Source organism: Brevibacterium sp. CBA3109 (assembly GCF_040256645.1).
Lineage (GTDB): Bacteria > Actinomycetota > Actinomycetes > Actinomycetales > Brevibacteriaceae > Brevibacterium > Brevibacterium koreense.
Window position 1 is genome coordinate 1,542,442 of sequence record NZ_CP158281.1, and the last position, 16,228, is coordinate 1,558,669.

At 62.8% G+C, this 16,228-nt stretch carries 11 protein-coding genes, 1 tRNA gene and 1 pseudogene; all 13 read left to right on the forward strand.

Going from position 1 to position 16,228, the window contains the following annotated elements; all coding sequences use genetic code 11:
- Positions 1 to 262: 262 nt before the first annotated feature.
- The 13 genes and pseudogenes from AAFP32_RS07140 (at position 263) to prmC (ending at position 16,211) form a co-directional block, all read left to right on the forward strand.
- Positions 263 to 1,300, forward strand: coding sequence for a M15 family metallopeptidase (locus AAFP32_RS07140; protein WP_350271224.1), 1,038 nt, complete (start codon positions 263 to 265; stop codon positions 1,298 to 1,300).
- Between the two features lie 101 nt (positions 1,301 to 1,401).
- Positions 1,402 to 1,477: transfer RNA gene (locus AAFP32_RS07145), tRNA-Arg, on the forward strand.
- An 82-nt stretch (positions 1,478 to 1,559) separates the two neighbouring features.
- A pseudogene (locus tag AAFP32_RS07150) lies at positions 1,560 to 2,328 on the forward strand (ABC transporter ATP-binding protein).
- The gene (locus AAFP32_RS07155) at positions 2,325 to 4,874 is read left to right on the forward strand and encodes an ABC transporter permease (protein WP_350271225.1); all 2,550 of its coding nucleotides are present in this window, start codon (positions 2,325 to 2,327) and stop codon (positions 4,872 to 4,874) included. The pseudogene AAFP32_RS07150 and the gene AAFP32_RS07155 overlap by 4 nt, the downstream one beginning before the upstream one ends.
- A 45-nt stretch (positions 4,875 to 4,919) precedes the next feature.
- Positions 4,920 to 6,095, forward strand: coding sequence for a CynX/NimT family MFS transporter (locus tag AAFP32_RS07160; RefSeq protein ID WP_350271226.1), 1,176 nt, complete (start codon positions 4,920 to 4,922; stop codon positions 6,093 to 6,095).
- Positions 6,096 to 6,192: 97 nt separating this feature from the next.
- Positions 6,193 to 7,095 carry a DALR anticodon-binding domain-containing protein gene (locus AAFP32_RS07165; RefSeq protein WP_350271227.1) on the forward strand — a complete coding sequence of 301 codons (903 nt, stop codon included), beginning with the start codon at positions 6,193 to 6,195 and terminating at the stop codon, positions 7,093 to 7,095.
- Positions 7,095 to 8,519, forward strand: a complete 1,425-nt coding sequence (gene lysA, locus AAFP32_RS07170; RefSeq protein ID WP_350271228.1) for a diaminopimelate decarboxylase — start codon at positions 7,095 to 7,097, stop codon at positions 8,517 to 8,519. Before AAFP32_RS07165 ends, lysA begins: the two co-directional genes overlap by 1 nt.
- Before the next feature lie 43 nt (positions 8,520 to 8,562).
- Positions 8,563 to 9,870: a homoserine dehydrogenase gene (locus AAFP32_RS07175; protein WP_350271229.1), complete on the forward strand. Its 1,308-nt coding sequence runs from the start codon at positions 8,563 to 8,565 to the stop codon at positions 9,868 to 9,870.
- Between the two features lie 2 nt (positions 9,871 to 9,872).
- Positions 9,873 to 10,961 carry a threonine synthase gene (gene thrC / locus AAFP32_RS07180; RefSeq protein ID WP_350271230.1) on the forward strand — a complete coding sequence of 363 codons (1,089 nt, stop codon included), beginning with the start codon at positions 9,873 to 9,875 and terminating at the stop codon, positions 10,959 to 10,961.
- Between the two features lie 2 nt (positions 10,962 to 10,963).
- A complete protein-coding gene (thrB, locus tag AAFP32_RS07185; RefSeq protein WP_350271231.1) occupies positions 10,964 to 11,893 on the forward strand; it encodes a homoserine kinase in 930 nt (309 codons plus the stop codon).
- A 197-nt stretch (positions 11,894 to 12,090) separates the two neighbouring features.
- Positions 12,091 to 14,208, forward strand: a complete 2,118-nt coding sequence (gene rho, locus AAFP32_RS07190) for a transcription termination factor Rho (RefSeq protein ID WP_350271232.1) — start codon at positions 12,091 to 12,093, stop codon at positions 14,206 to 14,208.
- Between the two features lies 1 nt (position 14,209).
- Positions 14,210 to 15,289 carry a peptide chain release factor 1 gene (prfA, locus tag AAFP32_RS07195; RefSeq protein WP_101620382.1) on the forward strand — a complete coding sequence of 360 codons (1,080 nt, stop codon included), beginning with the start codon at positions 14,210 to 14,212 and terminating at the stop codon, positions 15,287 to 15,289.
- Between the two features lie 34 nt (positions 15,290 to 15,323).
- On the forward strand, positions 15,324 to 16,211 hold the full coding sequence (prmC, locus tag AAFP32_RS07200) for a peptide chain release factor N(5)-glutamine methyltransferase (protein ID WP_350271233.1): 888 nt from the start codon (positions 15,324 to 15,326) through the stop codon (positions 16,209 to 16,211).
- Positions 16,212 to 16,228: the final 17 nt, after the last annotated feature.

The following is a 16,228-nucleotide window of genomic DNA, read 5'->3' on the forward strand; positions in this document are numbered from 1 at the left end:
CGGATGGCAGTGGATCTGTGACATGCGTCATCCACTTGCCCACTGATTTGTAACAATATGTTACTAAACCCCCTTCCCGGAGCGCGCAAATGCACGGCATATCGTGCCCCGGGAGGGGCGAAATCATGTGAAGTCCCAGGTCACACGCTAAGCGTGAGCATAAAGTGACAATCTGTAACGAGGTCGTTATAGTGTTGTGACATAAGGTTTTCGTTCGCCGGGGTAGATGGCGGCCGAAATACGGACAACAGTACGGAGTAATATGTCGAGTGAGTCCTCGACCGCAGAGGCGCAACCGGTTCGCCGTCGCGATCTGCGCAAGCAGCATACGTCCTCGTCGGTGTCATCTGTCTTCTCCAAGCAGGGTGCGACATCGGTGTCGCAGTACTCGGATCCAACTCCATCAGCGCCCCTTTCTCCGCGTCGCGCAGCGATGGCTGCAGAAGCAAAAGCGGCCGTCGGATCTCCGCGTCGGGCGGCAATGGCCAAAGAAGCCTCAGCTCGTCCCGCTCACGGCGGTTCGGCGTTCGTCGCCGCTCGGATGGGCAGCCGCGGATCGGACGGATCTCTTCTGCGCTCGGTGCGTCGTCGCCGGGTGACGACCTTCTCGGCTTTGGCCACTGTCTCTGTGACAGGAACTGCGATCGCGGCCGTCATGATCGCCGGCAATATGAGCGGCAACCAGGAAGTCAAAGTCGACGAGACCGCTGCCGATACGCAGACTCGCGTTATCAACTCCGAATCTGTTTCAGCCGATATCAAGGCAGACGACGAGAAGACGAGCATGGCTATCGGCGCTCCGAGCGCCAAGCAGACCAAGGTGGAGGCCGCTTCGCGTGCCATCACGAAGACTGTACTTCCCGGGTGCGAAGGCGAAGCGCCCAAAGGAGAGGCATCGAACGGTGAGGTTCCCGAAGACTGGCTGTGCGAGATCGGCGTCGGCAAGCACAAATTGCGCTCTGACGCTGCGGTGTCGTTCGCCAAGATGAACGCCGCGTTCAAGAAGGACACAGGCAAGGAACTGGCGGTCACCGACTCGTATCGGTCGCTTGAATCCCAGATCTCCGTCGCGGAACGCAAACCCGGATTCGCGGCTCGCCCCGGCACCTCCAACCACGGTTGGGGAATTGCCCTTGATCTGGGTGCGGGAACGCAGAACGGATCCGGTGTGCAGTATGACTGGCTCGTCGCAAACGCTGAAAAGTACGGCTGGGAGAACCCGGACTGGGCTCAGCGCAACTCCTACGAACTCTGGCACTGGGAGTACGTCCCTGGACGCAAAGACATGAAGGGCGCCTGAGCCTCGAGAGATGGTGCTGACAACCGCGTGCAATCGAGACTCGATTGCACGCGGTTTCGTTTTGGGAAGCACCACAGGTCGGTGATAGCATTGCATCCGTTGCCCGCGTAGCTCAGTGGATAGAGCGTCTGCCTCCGGAGCAGAAGGTCGTAGGTTCGAATCCTGTCGCGGGCACCACATGCCGCCCTCCTCATCACCAGAGGTGGGCGGTTTCTGCTACCGCCGACTAGGGTGGCCCGTAACGAACCTCAACCAGCTGATGAAGGCCGTGATGTCGATTCCTGCGGACGTGACTAGGGCCGATGTCGTGCTCAGCGCGCACTGCGTGCGCAAGAGCTTCGACCGCGGTGACACCGCTGTGACAGCTCTCGATGGCATCACGGTGAACTTCGAGGCCGGCAGATTCAGCGCGATCATGGGACCCTCGGGTTCAGGCAAATCCACCTTCATGCATGTCCTCGCTGGCCTCGACAGAGTCGACTCCGGAACCATCACCATGGGTGGCCGGGACATCACTGATCTCAACGACAAAGAACTCACCAAAATGCGGCGTGACCGCGTCGGTTTCATCTTCCAGGCGTTCAACCTGGTTCCCACGCTCAGTGCCGAGCAGAACATCGAACTGCCCGTGTCGCTGGCGCGTAAGAGGATCGATCCGGAATGGAAGGCAGAAGTCGTCGAGCGGCTTGAGCTGGGGGGACCGGCTCAAACACCGCCCGCACGAACTCTCCGGAGGTCAGCAGCAGCGCGTTGCCGTGGCTCGCGCCCTCCTGACTCGCCCCGATGTGATCTTCGCCGACGAGCCCACGGGCAATCTTGATTCGCAGGCGGGAGCTGAGGTTCTGGCCCTGCTGCATGGAGCAACCACCCGATATGGACAGACGATCATCTTGGTCACTCACGACCCCGTGGCCGCCTCACACGCGGATCGAGTCGTGCTCCTCAAAGACGGTCGGGCTGGAGGAGAAGTGCATCAGCCGACCAATGAATCCGTGGTCTCGGCGCTGGGTGAGCTGAGCGATCTGTGATCGCAGTTGCTCTGGCGGAAATCCGAATCCACTGGGGGCGATTCCTCGCGGTGGGTCTCGGTATCGCTCTGGCGGCGGGATTCGTCGTTTCAACCCTGATCCTCAGCTCTTCACTGCAGGCGAGCCTTAAGGAATCCGTCGGGCACACATTCTCCAAATCTGACCTCGTCATCGTCCCGAGCCAGGACGTCTTCGTCGACGGGCAGGAGGTCTCTCCTCTGAAGAAGCCTCTGGAACAGACTGATGGAGTGAGCACGGTGGCCGTCCATGCTCGCACGACGACGATCGGCCGGGGCCAGTCATTCTCCGAGAGCACGTTTGCTCTGACTCCTGCACCTGCAGATCCGGGCCTGGACACGTTCTCCATCACCGACGGCACCCGCCCCGATTCGATCACAGACCTGGTCCTGGACAAGGCGACTGCAACAGATCTGGGCGTGAGCATCGGCGACGAGATCCGCTTCTCCGTTGACTCGGTGTCCGTCGGTCCTGACGATGATTCGATGCCCATCTATCGGGGACCGAGCCAGAGCGACACGATATTCACCGTCGTCGGTCTGGCCTCAATGGGAAGCAGTCCGGCGACTGCAGGCATGCACCGCGGGATGACGACCTCGGCGAGCTACCAGGAGTACTTCGCTGCGCAGGGGAATGTCGTCGCGCTCCAGGTCGCACTTGACGAGGGTGCTGACCCGGCTGCGGTCCGCACACGCCTGCAGGCGGCGATCGATGATTCAACCCTGCAGGGAAGCCTGGAGGCGATGACCGTCGGGGATGCCATCGACGTCAAGGCTCAGCGACTCTCCGGCGGCAACGAGGTCATCACCTGGCTGCTCCTGGCCTTCGCCGGCATCTCCGTCATCGTAGCGATACTGGTGGTGTCCAACACCTTCTCCGTGATCGTGGCCGGGCGCAGACGTGAACTGGCGCTGTTGCGCTGCCTGGGAGCCTCACGCCTTCAGCTCTACGGGTCTGTGGTCACAGACGGGGCCTTGGTCGGGTTGCTGGGGTCGATCGTCGGTGCGGCTGTCGGGGCAGGCTTCAGCTTCGGCCTCGCGGCAGGAGCGAAACAGATCTGGCCCAACGAGTTTGACTATCTGAGCCTGAGCGTTCCAGCCTCGGCGCTGTTGATCGGCATTGCCGTTGGGGTGCTTCTCACTGTGTTCGCCACCATCCGACCAGCTCGCAGTGCCATCGCGGTGACGCCGCTGGAAGCGCTGCAGCCCGTCGACGAGTCCCTGTCTGCTTCGCGCCACGGCAGGCTGCGTCACATCTTCGGGTGGTCGAGCATCGGCCTCGGAGTCGTGCTCCTTCTCGCCTCTGTCTGTCTGATCGAGAGATCACAGGTGTGGATCCTGGGCGGAGCACTCGGGGGCGCACTTCTCGTCTTCGGCCTTATCCTGTGCTCGGTGATGATCATTCCGCCCATCGTCGGTGCGATCGGCGAACTGATCTTCAGGCCCTTCGGCATCCCGGGTCGACTGGCGACTCTGAACACCCTGCGCAATCCCCGTCGAACAGCGGCGACAGCAACCGCACTCATTATCGGTGTCACCCTGGTGGCAACCATTCTGGTCGGTGGAATGTCCACTAAGGCGACGCTGGGGTTCGGCCTCGACCAGCGGTATCCCGTCGACATCGCTGTGCCGCTCGACACCGCGGTCGACCGTGACGAAGCAGCTGGCTTACGTGACATCGCGGGCGTGGAGGCCGTCGTCGTCGCTCATCGGGCACAGGTGCTCGGCGAACTCGGGGATCCGTCCCCGGAGCTCTACGGCATCGATCCTGATTCCGCGCGGACCGTGCTCAGCGAGGGCGCCGAGGTGCCGGTTCCGGGGAAAGTGCTCGTCCCCGACGATTTCGCTCCCGACAGCATCCGCATCAAGGGCCTCACCGAGGCGACGGTACCGGTTGAAAAGTCCGGCGACTCGAGCCTGGTGTTCTTCACCACCCCAGATGTCGGCAACGATCTGGGCGTGTCCGCAACCTCCACTGCAGTTCTGGTCAAGGTCGATCCGAATGCCTCGGTCGCCGATATCTTCCGGATCCAACAGGATGTGGCTGAAGAACTCGACGTCACCAGTGACGACGTGGGTGGTTCAGCAGTGACCCGGGGCCAATACTCCGAAATCATCGACGTCTTCCTCATCGTTGCTGTGGCCCTGCTGTTCATCGCGGTCCTCATCGCCTTGCTCGGTGTCTCAAACACGGTGAGCTTGTCGGTGATCGAACGTCGGCGCGAGAACTCTCTGCTGCGGGCGCTGGGCCTGAGCATCTCCCAGCTCAGGTCGCTCCTCGCTCTCGAAGCCACTCTCATCTCCTCAGTGGCGGCAGTCATCGGCCTCCTCCTCGGCGGGGCACTCGGCATTGTCGGCACCCGGCTGATCTCCCACGACTATTCCCATCGGCTGATCGTTGACTGGTCGCTTCCCGCCACATTGGGCATCCTGCTGGTGGCGATCCTCGCCGGCCTGCTCTCCGCCTTGGCACCGGCCAGACGGGCCGCACAGCTGTCACCGGTCGAAGGACACAAACAGGAGAACTGACCCCGCCGAGGCTGATGCAGTGGTGAGGATGATAGAAATGCAGGCATGAAATCTGCGTGGGCATCTGTTCTGATCGTCATCGGAATCGTTGTCGCCGCATTCAACTTGCGTCCAGGCGTGACGGGACTGTCACCTCTGCTGGATGCCATGGGCGCCGAGATCCATCTCAGCGCGGTCTTTCTGGCAATCATCGGAATGCTGCCGCCGCTGCTCTACGGAATCAGCGGCTTCATCACACCACGGCTGTACAACCGCTTCTCTGGTCTGACGATCTCTCTGGCAGTCATGATCATGATCACGGCGGGTCTGGGCCTGCGTGCGGTTGTCGACTCTCCCGCGATCTTCCTGGCGCTCAGCATCCTCGCACTGCTGGGCATGGGCATCGGCAATGTGGTTGTGCCACCGATCGTGAAGTCCTACTTCCCTGATCGTGTCGCACTGATGTCGACAGTGCACGTGGGCCTGCTGCAGCTGGGGACATTCATCCCCCCGCTCGTGGCAGTGCCTCTGGCGTCGAAGTTCGAATGGCGAGGGTCACTGCTCGTGTGGGCTGCTTCCGCAGCAGTGGGGATCGCCGTCTGGGTCGTGATCGTCGTGCTCAAACCTGCACCCCGTTCTCAGGTCTCGGCCACAGTCGTCGGCGGAAGCGAACTTCTGCGACTGGTCAAGACCCGTCGTGCCTGGGCACTGATGACGATGACCGGGCTGACCTCCTTCAACAACTTCATCCTATTCACATGGCTGCCCACCCTGCTGACACGCTCGGGCTTCGACCCGGCATTCGCGGGAGCCATGCTCGCCCTTGTGACTGCCATCCCCCTCGTCCTCGGGTTCGTCCTGCCGCTTCTCGCACAGAAGATGTCCACCGCTTCACCGATCGTCATTGCCTTCTGCTGCTGCCTGGCCGCCGGGTACCTCGGTCTGTGGCTCATCCCCGAAGTCGCACCGGTGCTGTGGACGGTCCTGTTGGGCATCGGAATCTCGACGTTCCCACTGGCCCTGACACTGATCACCCTGCGCTCTCGCAGCGCCGAAGCCTCGGCAGCACTGTCGGGCTTCGTCCAAGGCGGCGGCTACCTGATGGCTGCGACCGGCCCGCTGATCTTCGCTTTCCTGATCCAGAATTTTGACGCTACGTGGCCCGCTTATGCCGTGGTACTGGCCTCCATCGCGGTGAAGTTCGCAGTCAGCTTCTCCGCCTGCCGCCCCGGCTCGATCTGATCTGGGCACCCCACGAGCCGAGAGGATGCTGAAGACGATGCTGAGGACTATGGCACCTGATTCGCCGTCGACAACCGGACACGAGTAATCTGATCGAGTGACCCCGGAACTTCTGCAGACCGCTCTGGCGCGTGCGCTGGCGAGCGCCGCCGCCGCACGAGGTATCGACAGCGGGCCTGTTGCGAGCCCGACCCTTCGCCGGTCGCAGGCACAGCGTCACGGTGACTGGGTCTCGACCATCGCACTGCGCAGTGCTGCGACTCTGCACACCGAGCCCAGGAGCCTGGCAGAGGAGATCGCGGCAATGCTGCGCGACTACGCCGGAGTGACCCGAGTCGACGTCGCTGGACCCGGGTTCCTCAACATTACTGTCAGTCCCAGCAGCCTCGCCCAGATCGCCGCTGACATCGTCAGCGCCGACACGCCATTCGGTCGAGATCATGACACGGCAGCGCGCATCGAAACCACAGTCAACTGTCGCCTCTCCTCCAGCTGCGAGCTGCAGGCGCTGCACCCCGCTGTGGGGACCGACGTCCTTCGCTTCACGGCCGCACGTGGCGCCGCAGCGTCATCGCATCTGGGCGATATGAGATTGCTGCGCAGGGCCCACCCGGACAACCCTGTGTACCTCGTCCAGTTTGCCCACGCCTCAGCCTGCCGAATCGAACGCCGTGCAACATCGGCTGGGATCGATGCCTCCGACTTCGATCCCTACACCCTGACCGATGACACTGAGACTGCGCTGGCTGCAGCGCTGGCCGACTTCATCACCACGACGGGCCGCGCCGCCTCCCTCGGCGAACCACAGCGCATCACCTGCCTCCTCGAAGCCGCATCCCAGCTGTTTCTGGACTGGGCGGACGCATGCCCCGTGACACCGAGCGTCGACGAGGACATCACGCGGCTCCACGCTTCCCGGCTGGTCCTCGACCGAGCCGCCATCATCGTCCTGGCCACAGGACTTCGACTACTGGGCGCCTGCGCCCCGGAGAGGATGTAATGCCTGCCCACATCGCCGGCACCATGCACGCCACACCCGCACCCGTGTGGTTGCCCTACCCCGAAGACGTCAACGCGCTCCTGCCCAGCCTGTGGTCGGACAATGTGACGAAGTCCGACTCCGGTGTTCTCACCGTCGCCGGGCACACAGTCACCGACCTCGCAGAACGCTACGGAACCCCGACCCTCGTCATGGACGTCGCTGACTTCACCGCCCGGGCCGAGAACTACGTCAGCGCCTACTCGGCCGCCTTCTCCGCAGACAAGGGCCTGGCCGGAGTCGACGTCTTCTATGCGGGAAAGGCATTCCTGTGCACCGCTGTCGCCCGGTGGGTCCATGAGGCAGGCCTTGGTCTCGACACCTGTTCCCTGGGAGAGATGATGGTGGCCCGGGCAGCAGGAGTTCCAGGCGACCGGGTCGGACTGCACGGCAACAACAAATCTGTGGCCGAGCTCGAATATGCACTCGACTACGGTGTGGGACGGATCTTCGTCGACAGCCTCGACGAGATCTCCCTGCTCGAATCGATCGCGGCCGCCAAGGGCACCGTTGCCCCGGTGATGCTGCGTGTCACGGTGGGAGTGGAGGCCCACACCCACGATTTCATCGCCACAGCGCATGAGGACCAGAAATTCGGTCTCTCCGTCTCCGCCGGAACCGCAGCGAGGGCCGCCGAGGCCGTGGCGAACTCATCGCATCTGCGTTTCGACGGCCTCCACTCGCATATCGGCTCGCAGATCTTCGACATCTCCGGCTTCCAGGTTGCTGCCGCCCGTGTCCTGGCTCTGCGAGCAGAGATCATGGCCGAACATGGTGTCGATCTGCCCGATGTCGATCTGGGAGGTGGCTTCGGAATCCGCTACACCTCACAGGACACCCCCATTCCGGTGGCTGAGATGGCTCGGGAGCTCGCCGAAGTGGTCGCCAAGGAGTGCCGCGGACTGGGCACGAATGTGCCGCGGATCTCCATCGAGCCCGGACGCGCGATCGTGTCACCGTCCATGTTCACCCTCTACCGGGTCGGCACCGTCAAAGACGTCGACACCGATAATGGCGTGCGCACCTACGTCGCCGTCGACGGGGGGATGAGCGACAACATTCGGACAGCTCTCTACGATGCTGACTATTCGTGTACCTTGGCCAATCGGAACTCCAGTTCCGAACCTGCCATCGTGCGCGTCGTGGGCAAGCACTGCGAATCCGGTGACATCATCGTCCGAGACGAATACATGGGATCCGATGTGTCCTCCGGCGACCTCGTCGCAGTCCCGAGCACCGGTGCCTACTGCCGGTCACTGGCCAATAACTACAACCACCTGCCCAAACCGGGGGTCCTGGCCGTGACAACGGATAAGGTTGAGTGGATCGTGACGCCCGAGGACTACTCTCAGATGTTGCGCAGCGATCCGGGAATGAACGTTTGAGAGCGGGTATGAGTGCCATTGAAGACAGCGAAAAGGTGAACTAATGCAGGCTTTGAAAGTTGCCATGCTCGGATGTGGAGTCGTCGGCACCGAGGTCGCCACCCGTATCCAGAACCGGAGCGAGGCTCTGGCCGAACGGATCGGTGCGCCTCTGAAACTGAGCGCAATCGTCGTCCGCGACACCTCGAAGCAGCGCCCGGGGATCGACCCGAGCCTGCTGACGACAGATGCGGAGGCGGCCATCGCCGACGCCGATATCGTCATCGAGCTGATGGGAGGCATCGAGCCTGCCAAAACGCTCATCCGCTCGGCACTCGACCATGGCTCCTCCGTCGTCACCGCCAACAAGGCTCTGCTGGCTGCCAACTACGGTGAGCTCATGTCTGCGGCAGACGCGGCCGGTGTCCGTCTCGAGCACGAAGCCGCCGTCGCCGGTGCCATTCCCATCATCCGTCCCGTCGGCGACTCGCTGGCAGGGGACCGGATCGACCGAATCATGGGCATCGTCAACGGCACCACCAACTACATCCTCGACCAGATGGATTCCGAAGGCTGGAGCTTCGACGAAGCGCTCACGACCGCGCAGGAGCTGGGATACGCCGAGGCGGACCCAAGCGCTGACATCGGTGGCCATGATGCCGCTGCGAAGGCCGCGATTCTTTCGTCGCTGGCGTTCCACGCTCCGGTCTCGATCGACGATGTCCACGTTGAAGGCATCGAAGAAATCACGCCGGAGATGGTCGCCACGGCTCGGGACCAGGGATTCGTCATCAAACTCCTCGCCGTCTGCGAACGCGTCAGCGAATCGCCCGCCGGGCCGGGGCTGTCCGCTCGCGTCTACCCGGCGCTGCTGGGACGCAGTCACCCTCTTGCAACAGTGCGCGGAGCCTACAACGCGGTCTTCATCGAGGCCGAGGCTGCTGGGTCACTGATGTTCTACGGGCAGGGCGCCGGCGGCGAACCGACCGCGTCTGCGGTCCTCGGCGATGTGGTGTCCGTGGCCCGTCGCAAGGTTCTCGGTGGTCGGGGCCAGTATGAGCGTCCCTTCCACGAGGACTCGACGATCCTGCCGATATCGGCGATCACCACCCGATACCACATCACGCTCGACGTGGTCGATCGCCCGGGTGTCCTCGCCGCAGTCTCCGAGATCTTCTCCGACGAGGGCGCATCGATCGAACTCATGCGCCAGACCGTGGGAGAGGTCGACGACCAGGGCACTCAGCACGCGAAGCTCGTGCTCGCCACCCACTCGAACACCGACGCGATCCTGCGGGAGACGGTCGACCGCCTCGGCGGCCTCACCGTGGTGCGCGCCGTCAAATCCGTGATCCGTGTAGAAGGACAGTGAGAATGACCGAGTTTCCCAAAAAGCAGTGGCAGGGCGTTGTCGAGGAATATCGCAGCCTTCTCAATATTGCCGAGACCACACCGGCTGTGACTCTGGGCGAAGGCGGGACACCGCTCATTCACGCGGAGAAGCTCAGTGAGCTCACCGGAGCGAACGTGTGGGTGAAGTACGAAGGCCTCAACCCGACAGCGTCTTTCAAAGACCGGGGCATGACGATGGCCATCACGAAGGCCGTGGCTCAGGGTGCGAAAGCCGTGATCTGCGCCTCGACAGGCAACACCTCGGCCTCGGCAGCGGCCTACGCCACCAAGGCTGGACTCACCTGTGCCGTGCTCGTGCCCACCGGCAAGATTGCTCCGGGCAAGATGAGCCAGGCCATCGCCCATGGGGCCACGCTGCTTGAAGTTGATGGAAACTTCGACGACTGCCTGACTCTGTGCCGGAAGCTCTCCGAGTCCTACCCAGTTCACCTCGTCAACTCCGTCAACCCGGATCGCATCGAGGGACAGAAGACCGCGTCCTTCGAAGTTGTCGACGTCCTGGGCGACGCCCCCGACATCCACGTGCTGCCTGTGGGCAATGCCGGCAATATCACCGCGTATTGGAAGGGGTACCGCCAGTATCAAGAAATCGGAGCCGCCACGCGCCTGCCGCAGATGTGGGGCTTCCAAGCCGCCGGTTCGGCACCGATCGTGCTCGGCCACCCCGTCGACGAACCCGATACGATCGCCACGGCCATCCGGATCGGCAATCCGGCCAGCTGGCAGCAGGCCGTCGAGGCCCGCGATTCCTCCGGTGGAGTCATCGATTCGGTCACCGACGATGAAATCCTGCGCGCGCACAAGATCCTGTCCCGGGAAGAGGGAATCTTCGTCGAACCCGGTTCGGCCTCTTCGGTGGCTGGTCTGCTGAAGATGTCCGAGGCGGGCAAGGTCCCTGCCGGGGCGACGATCGCGGTCACCGTGACCGGTCACGGCCTCAAAGATCCCAGCTGGGCACTGCACACGGCTGACGGTTCCGAGATCGAGCCGAAGCGGGTCTCCGTCGACGCCGTCAGCGCGGCACGGGCTCTCGGGCTCGAAGACAGGTGAGCGTGAGGATCCAGATCGAGGTTCCGGCGACCTCGGCGAACCTGGGCCCCGGTTATGATGCCTTCGGCCTTGCTCTCGGGATCTTCGATACGCTGACTCTGACGATCCATGATGACCCTGTCGACCCCAGCACCTGCGTGAGCGTGACGGGGGAGAGCGCTGAGACGCTGCCGACGGATCGGTCCCATCTCATCATGCGGGTGATCGGCGATGTGCTCAATGCAGAGTATCCGGAGGCCCCCGCCGGCCTGGGGGAGCGGCTCAGCTTGGAATGTGTCAACCGGATACCCCATTCTCGCGGCCTTGGGTCCTCCGCGGCGGCGATCGTGGGCGCCATTGCGCTGGCCGGTGAGGTCGGCGCTCACGCCGGAGGTCCGAAGCTGAGCAGGCAGCGTGTGCTTGAGCTCGCCTCCGAACTCGAGGGCCACCCTGATAATGCGGCGCCTGCCGTCTCCGGGGGAGTGACCATCTCCCTGCCGGATCCTGCACGGTCGTGGCAGGTACCGGCCAACACCATCTCCGAGGTGACCGTGCTGGTGCCCGACGTGCGTCTGGACACGGAGATCGCTCGAAGCGTGATCCCTGCTTCCATCGAACATGAGGTCGCTGCAGAGAACTCCGCGCGGGCCGGACTGCTCATCCATGGCTTCGTCACCGATTCCTCGGTTCTGCTGGAGGCCACCGAGGATCGTCTGCACCAGGAATTTCGACGTGATGCGTATCCCGAGTCGATGTCGCTCGTCGATGCTCTGCGCGCCGAGGGTCTGCCCGCCGTGATCTCGGGTGCCGGACCCACCGTCCTCGTACTCGCGAGCACGGTTCCCCCGGCACTGGTCTCAGAAGCGGTGACACTCATTCACACCTCCATTGACCTCGGCGGATATCGCCTCAAAGAAATGAACCAGCCATCGGATTCGCGTGAACGCCGTTGAGCACGTAAACTAAGAGTGTTCCGTCAGTGATCGGATTCTGCGGTATGTATCGCGAATCCACTGTCTTTTCACAAATTCTGGAACGTCTCCTGCTCATTCTTAGGCAGGTTATCTTTCACAATGCACCGTCAATGGTGTTTCCGTCGCCGTGAGTAAACGGCTCTTGCCGCACGGCCGAAAGAGGGAGAAGGACCTTCGTGTCTGAAACCACTACTCAAGATTCCACACCACGCACCGGCAGTCTGACCGCTTTGCGTCTGCCCCAGCTCCAGGAAATGGCAGCGGGACTCGGGATCAAAGGGTACCGTCGACTTCGCAAAGGCGAACTGATCGACGCCATCAACAACCACAATGGCGCACAGGGCGGTTCGGGGCAGGTTCAAGCAGCCCCGAAGACCGCACCGGCCGCTTCCGCAGCTCCCGAGAAGGAAGTCAAGGAAGACAAGCGCGATTCCAACGAAGCGCCCGCAGAAGCCAATCGGCGGCAGGCTCGTCGCAGTGCAGCTGCGACGTCTGACGATGACGCCACCGCCTCGCAGGGCGAAGCTGCTGCAGCGAATTCGGCTGAGGCCTCCACTGTCGCCGAAACGCCGACCACAGACGACAATTCGTCCGATTCGACTGGTGAGCCCGACAAGCAGCGTTCGCGTCGCAGTCGTTCGCGCTCACGTGGCGCCGAGGCCCAGAACGAGGACACCGGACACAGCTCCGATGACTCGGGTGAGCGGGCGGACCGCAACGATCACGGAAACGGCCGCGCTCGTCAGAACGATGACAACGACCGCGGGAATGATCGCAACAGTGACCGCAATGATCGCAACAACGATCGTGGAAACGGTCGCAATCGTCAGAACGACGACAGCGACCGTAACGATCGCAACAGTGACCGTAACGATCGCAGCAGTGACCGTAACGATCGTGGAAACGGTCGCAATCGTCAGAACGACGACAGCGACCGTAACGATCGCAGCAGTGACCGTAACGATCGTGGAAACGGCCGCAATCGTCGGAACGACGACAACGACCGCAACAACGATCAACGGGGTCGCAACAACAACGACGACGACGACCGTGGCAACCGTCGCGGACGCGGTCGTGACCGTGACCGCAAACGTCGCGGAGGACGCGGCAACGACGAGCCCGAGATCCGCAATGATGACGTGCTCATCCCCGTCGGCGGTATCCTCGACGTGCATGACAACTACGCGTTCCTGCGCACCTCGGGTTACCTGCCTGGCCCCAACGACGTCTATGTCTCGGCCTCGATGGTGCGCAAGAACCAGCTGCGCAAGGGCGACGCCGTCGCCGGCGCCATCCGCCAGCCTCGCGATAACGACCGCAACAGCAAGCGTGAGAAGTTCGACGCCCTGGTGCGACTGGACTCTGTCAATGGTCTGACCGTTGACGAAGCCCGCAGCCGTGTCGAGTTCTCGAAGCTGACTCCGCTCTACCCGCAGGAGAGGATGCGCCTCGAGACCACCTCGAAGCAGCATTCGACACGGCTCATCGACCTTGTGACTCCGATCGGCAAGGGCCAGCGTGGTCTCATCGTGGCGCCGCCCAAGGCGGGCAAGACGATGATCATGCAGCAGGTCGCCAATGCGATCACCGAGAACAATCCGGAAGTCCACCTGATGGTCGTCCTCGTCGACGAACGTCCCGAGGAAGTCACGGACATGCAGCGTGCGGTGAAAGGCGAAGTCATCGCTTCGACCTTCGACCGTCCGGCCGATGATCACACGACGATCGCCGAACTGGCGATCGAGCGGGCCAAGCGTCTTGTCGAAATGGGTTCTGACGTCGTCGTGCTTCTCGACAACATCACGCGCCTCGGCCGCGCCTACAACATTGCGCAGCCGGCCTCGGGCCGCATCCTCTCCGGTGGTGTCGACGCGAACGCGCTCTACCCGCCGAAGCGTTTCTTCGGTGCAGCCCGCAACATCGAAAACGGCGGCTCGCTGACCATTTTGGCCACAGCCCTCGTCGAGACCGGTTCCAAGATGGACGAGGTCATCTTCGAAGAGTTCAAGGGCACCGGCAACATGGAGCTGCGTCTGTCGCGCCAGCTCGCCGACAAGCGCATCTTCCCGGCCGTCGACGTCAACGCGTCGAGCACCCGCCGCGAAGAGATGCTGATGACCACTGAAGAGATGAAGGTCATGTGGCAGCTTCGTCGCGTGTTGTCCGGACTCGAGCAGCAGCAAGCTGTCGAACTCCTCATGTCGAAGCTGAAGGAAACCGGCTCGAACGTCGAATTCCTGATGCAGGTGCAGAAGACGACGCCCATGCAAAAGTCCGCCACCGACAACAACTGAGATGGCCGACGATGACACCCTCACGGCCAGCGTCAGCGCACTGCTCGACGAGCATGCACGTCTGCAGTCGGAACTCTCCGATCCTGCAGTGCACGCTGACGCTGGCCGCGCCAAGAAGCTGACCAGGCGCTACGCAGAACTCGACAAGGTCGCTGTGACCGCTCGTCGGTTCGCCCAGCTCGAAGACGATGCCGCCGCCGCGGAAGAGCTCGCGGCCGACGATGCCGAATTCGGCGCTGAGGCCACACGCCTGCACGAGGAAGCCTCGGACGTCGAGGCCGAACTCAGAGACCTCTTGGTTCCCAGCGACCCCGACGATGCACGCGATGCGATCATCGAGATCAAAGCTGGTGAGGGTGGCGACGAATCCGCGCTGTTCGCAGGAGATCTTCTGCGGATGTACCAGCGCTGGATCGACTCGCGCGGATGGTCCTCGCAGATCCTGGATGCCACGCATTCTGACCTCGGAGGCTACAAAGACGTGACCCTGGCACTGAAGGCCAAGGATGACGGTGCCTACGGGTGGGTGAAGTTCGAAGGTGGTGTCCACAGGGTCCAACGCGTGCCCGTGACCGAATCCCAAGGACGCATCCATACCTCGGCTGCTGGCGTGCTCGTGTTTCCGGAAGTGGACGAGCCGGAAGAAGTGGCGCTCGATGACAACGATCTGCGCATCGATGTCTACCGATCTTCGGGCCCCGGCGGTCAGTCCGTGAACACGACGGACTCCGCCGTGCGTATCACCCATGTGCCGACGGGCATCACCGCCAGCTGTCAGAACGAGAAATCGCAGCTGCAGAACAAGGAAGCAGCACTGCGGATGCTGCGCGCCCGCATCCTGGCCAAACAGGCCGAGGAAGCCGCAGCCGAGGCCGCGGACATTCGACGGTCCCAGGTTCGCACGGTTGACCGTTCGGAACGCATCCGCACCTACAATTTCCCCGAGAACCGGATCACGGATCATCGGACTGGGTACAAAGCCTACAACCTTGACCAGGTTCTCGCCGGCGACCTCGACCCTGTCATCGGTTCCTGCCGTGAGGCTGACAAAACAGCACGACTCGACGCGCTGGGAGACTGACCTGAATCCGCGCCCGCCCGCTTCTGAAGAGGACGTGTCGACGGTGCTGCGCGGGGCCTCCCAGCTGCTGGCCGACGCCGATGTACCCAATCCCGACCCTGACTCCGCGGCTCTACTCGCCCACGCATGGGGAATCGACGCCTCCGACCTGGCGCGCAAACGCCTCTTCGGCGAGTCTGTTCCCGCCGGAGTCACCGAAGTCTTCGCACAACTCGTCGACCGGCGGCGTCAGCGGGTCCCACTACAGCACATCATCGGAGTCGCAGCGTTTCGTCACCTCGAACTGCAGGTCGGTCCTGGAGTCTTCGTCCCCCGGCCCGAGACTGAGCTCCTCGTCACAGAGGTCCTCGAGGAGCTGGACAGGCAACAGAACGCACACGAGGGCTTAGTCATCGATCTGTGCTCCGGTTCGGGCGCGATAACGCTCTCCCTGGCCACCGAACATCCGCGGCTGGCCATCATCGGCGTCGAGTCCGAAGCCGAGGCCCTGAACTGGTCGCTGAAGAATCTGGCGTCGGTCAACCTCGGCGATTCGAGAGTCGAGCTGATCCGCGGTGACGCGACGAGATTCGCCGATGACCGACCAGACCTGTGGGGCAGGGCCGACGTCGTCGTGACCAACCCTCCCTACGTGCCCGATGACGCTGTGCCCCGCGATGCCGAGGTACGCGAACATGATCCGGCTGCCGCTCTCTACGGAGGTTCGACGGGCTTGGAAATCCCGCGACTCATCCTGTTGCAGGCGGAGAAGTTGCTGCGTCCCGGTGGATTCTTCATCATGGAACATTCCGAAGAGCAGGGTCCGCAAGCCTGTGAACTCATCATGTCCACGGCCAGTCTCAGGCGGGCCGCAACCTACCCGGACTACACTGGACGCGACCGCTACACGGTGGCACATCGTGTGACAGGGGTCGACCTGTGACCATGGACCACCCGGTT

Excerpts from the sequence above, each read along its gene's own strand:
- thrC (WP_350271230.1), top strand. The coding sequence starts at position 9,873 with ATGACCGAGTTTCCCAAAAAGCAGTGGCAGGGCGTTGTCGAGGAATAT.
- AAFP32_RS07140 (WP_350271224.1), top strand. The coding sequence starts at position 263 with ATGTCGAGTGAGTCCTCGACCGCAGAGGCGCAACCGGTTCGCCGTCGC.
- prfA (WP_101620382.1), top strand. The coding sequence starts at position 14,210 with ATGGCCGACGATGACACCCTCACGGCCAGCGTCAGCGCACTGCTCGAC.
- lysA (WP_350271228.1), top strand. The coding sequence starts at position 7,095 with ATGCCTGCCCACATCGCCGGCACCATGCACGCCACACCCGCACCCGTG.
- AAFP32_RS07160 (WP_350271226.1), top strand. The coding sequence starts at position 4,920 with ATGAAATCTGCGTGGGCATCTGTTCTGATCGTCATCGGAATCGTTGTC.
- AAFP32_RS07175 (WP_350271229.1), top strand. The coding sequence starts at position 8,563 with ATGCAGGCTTTGAAAGTTGCCATGCTCGGATGTGGAGTCGTCGGCACC.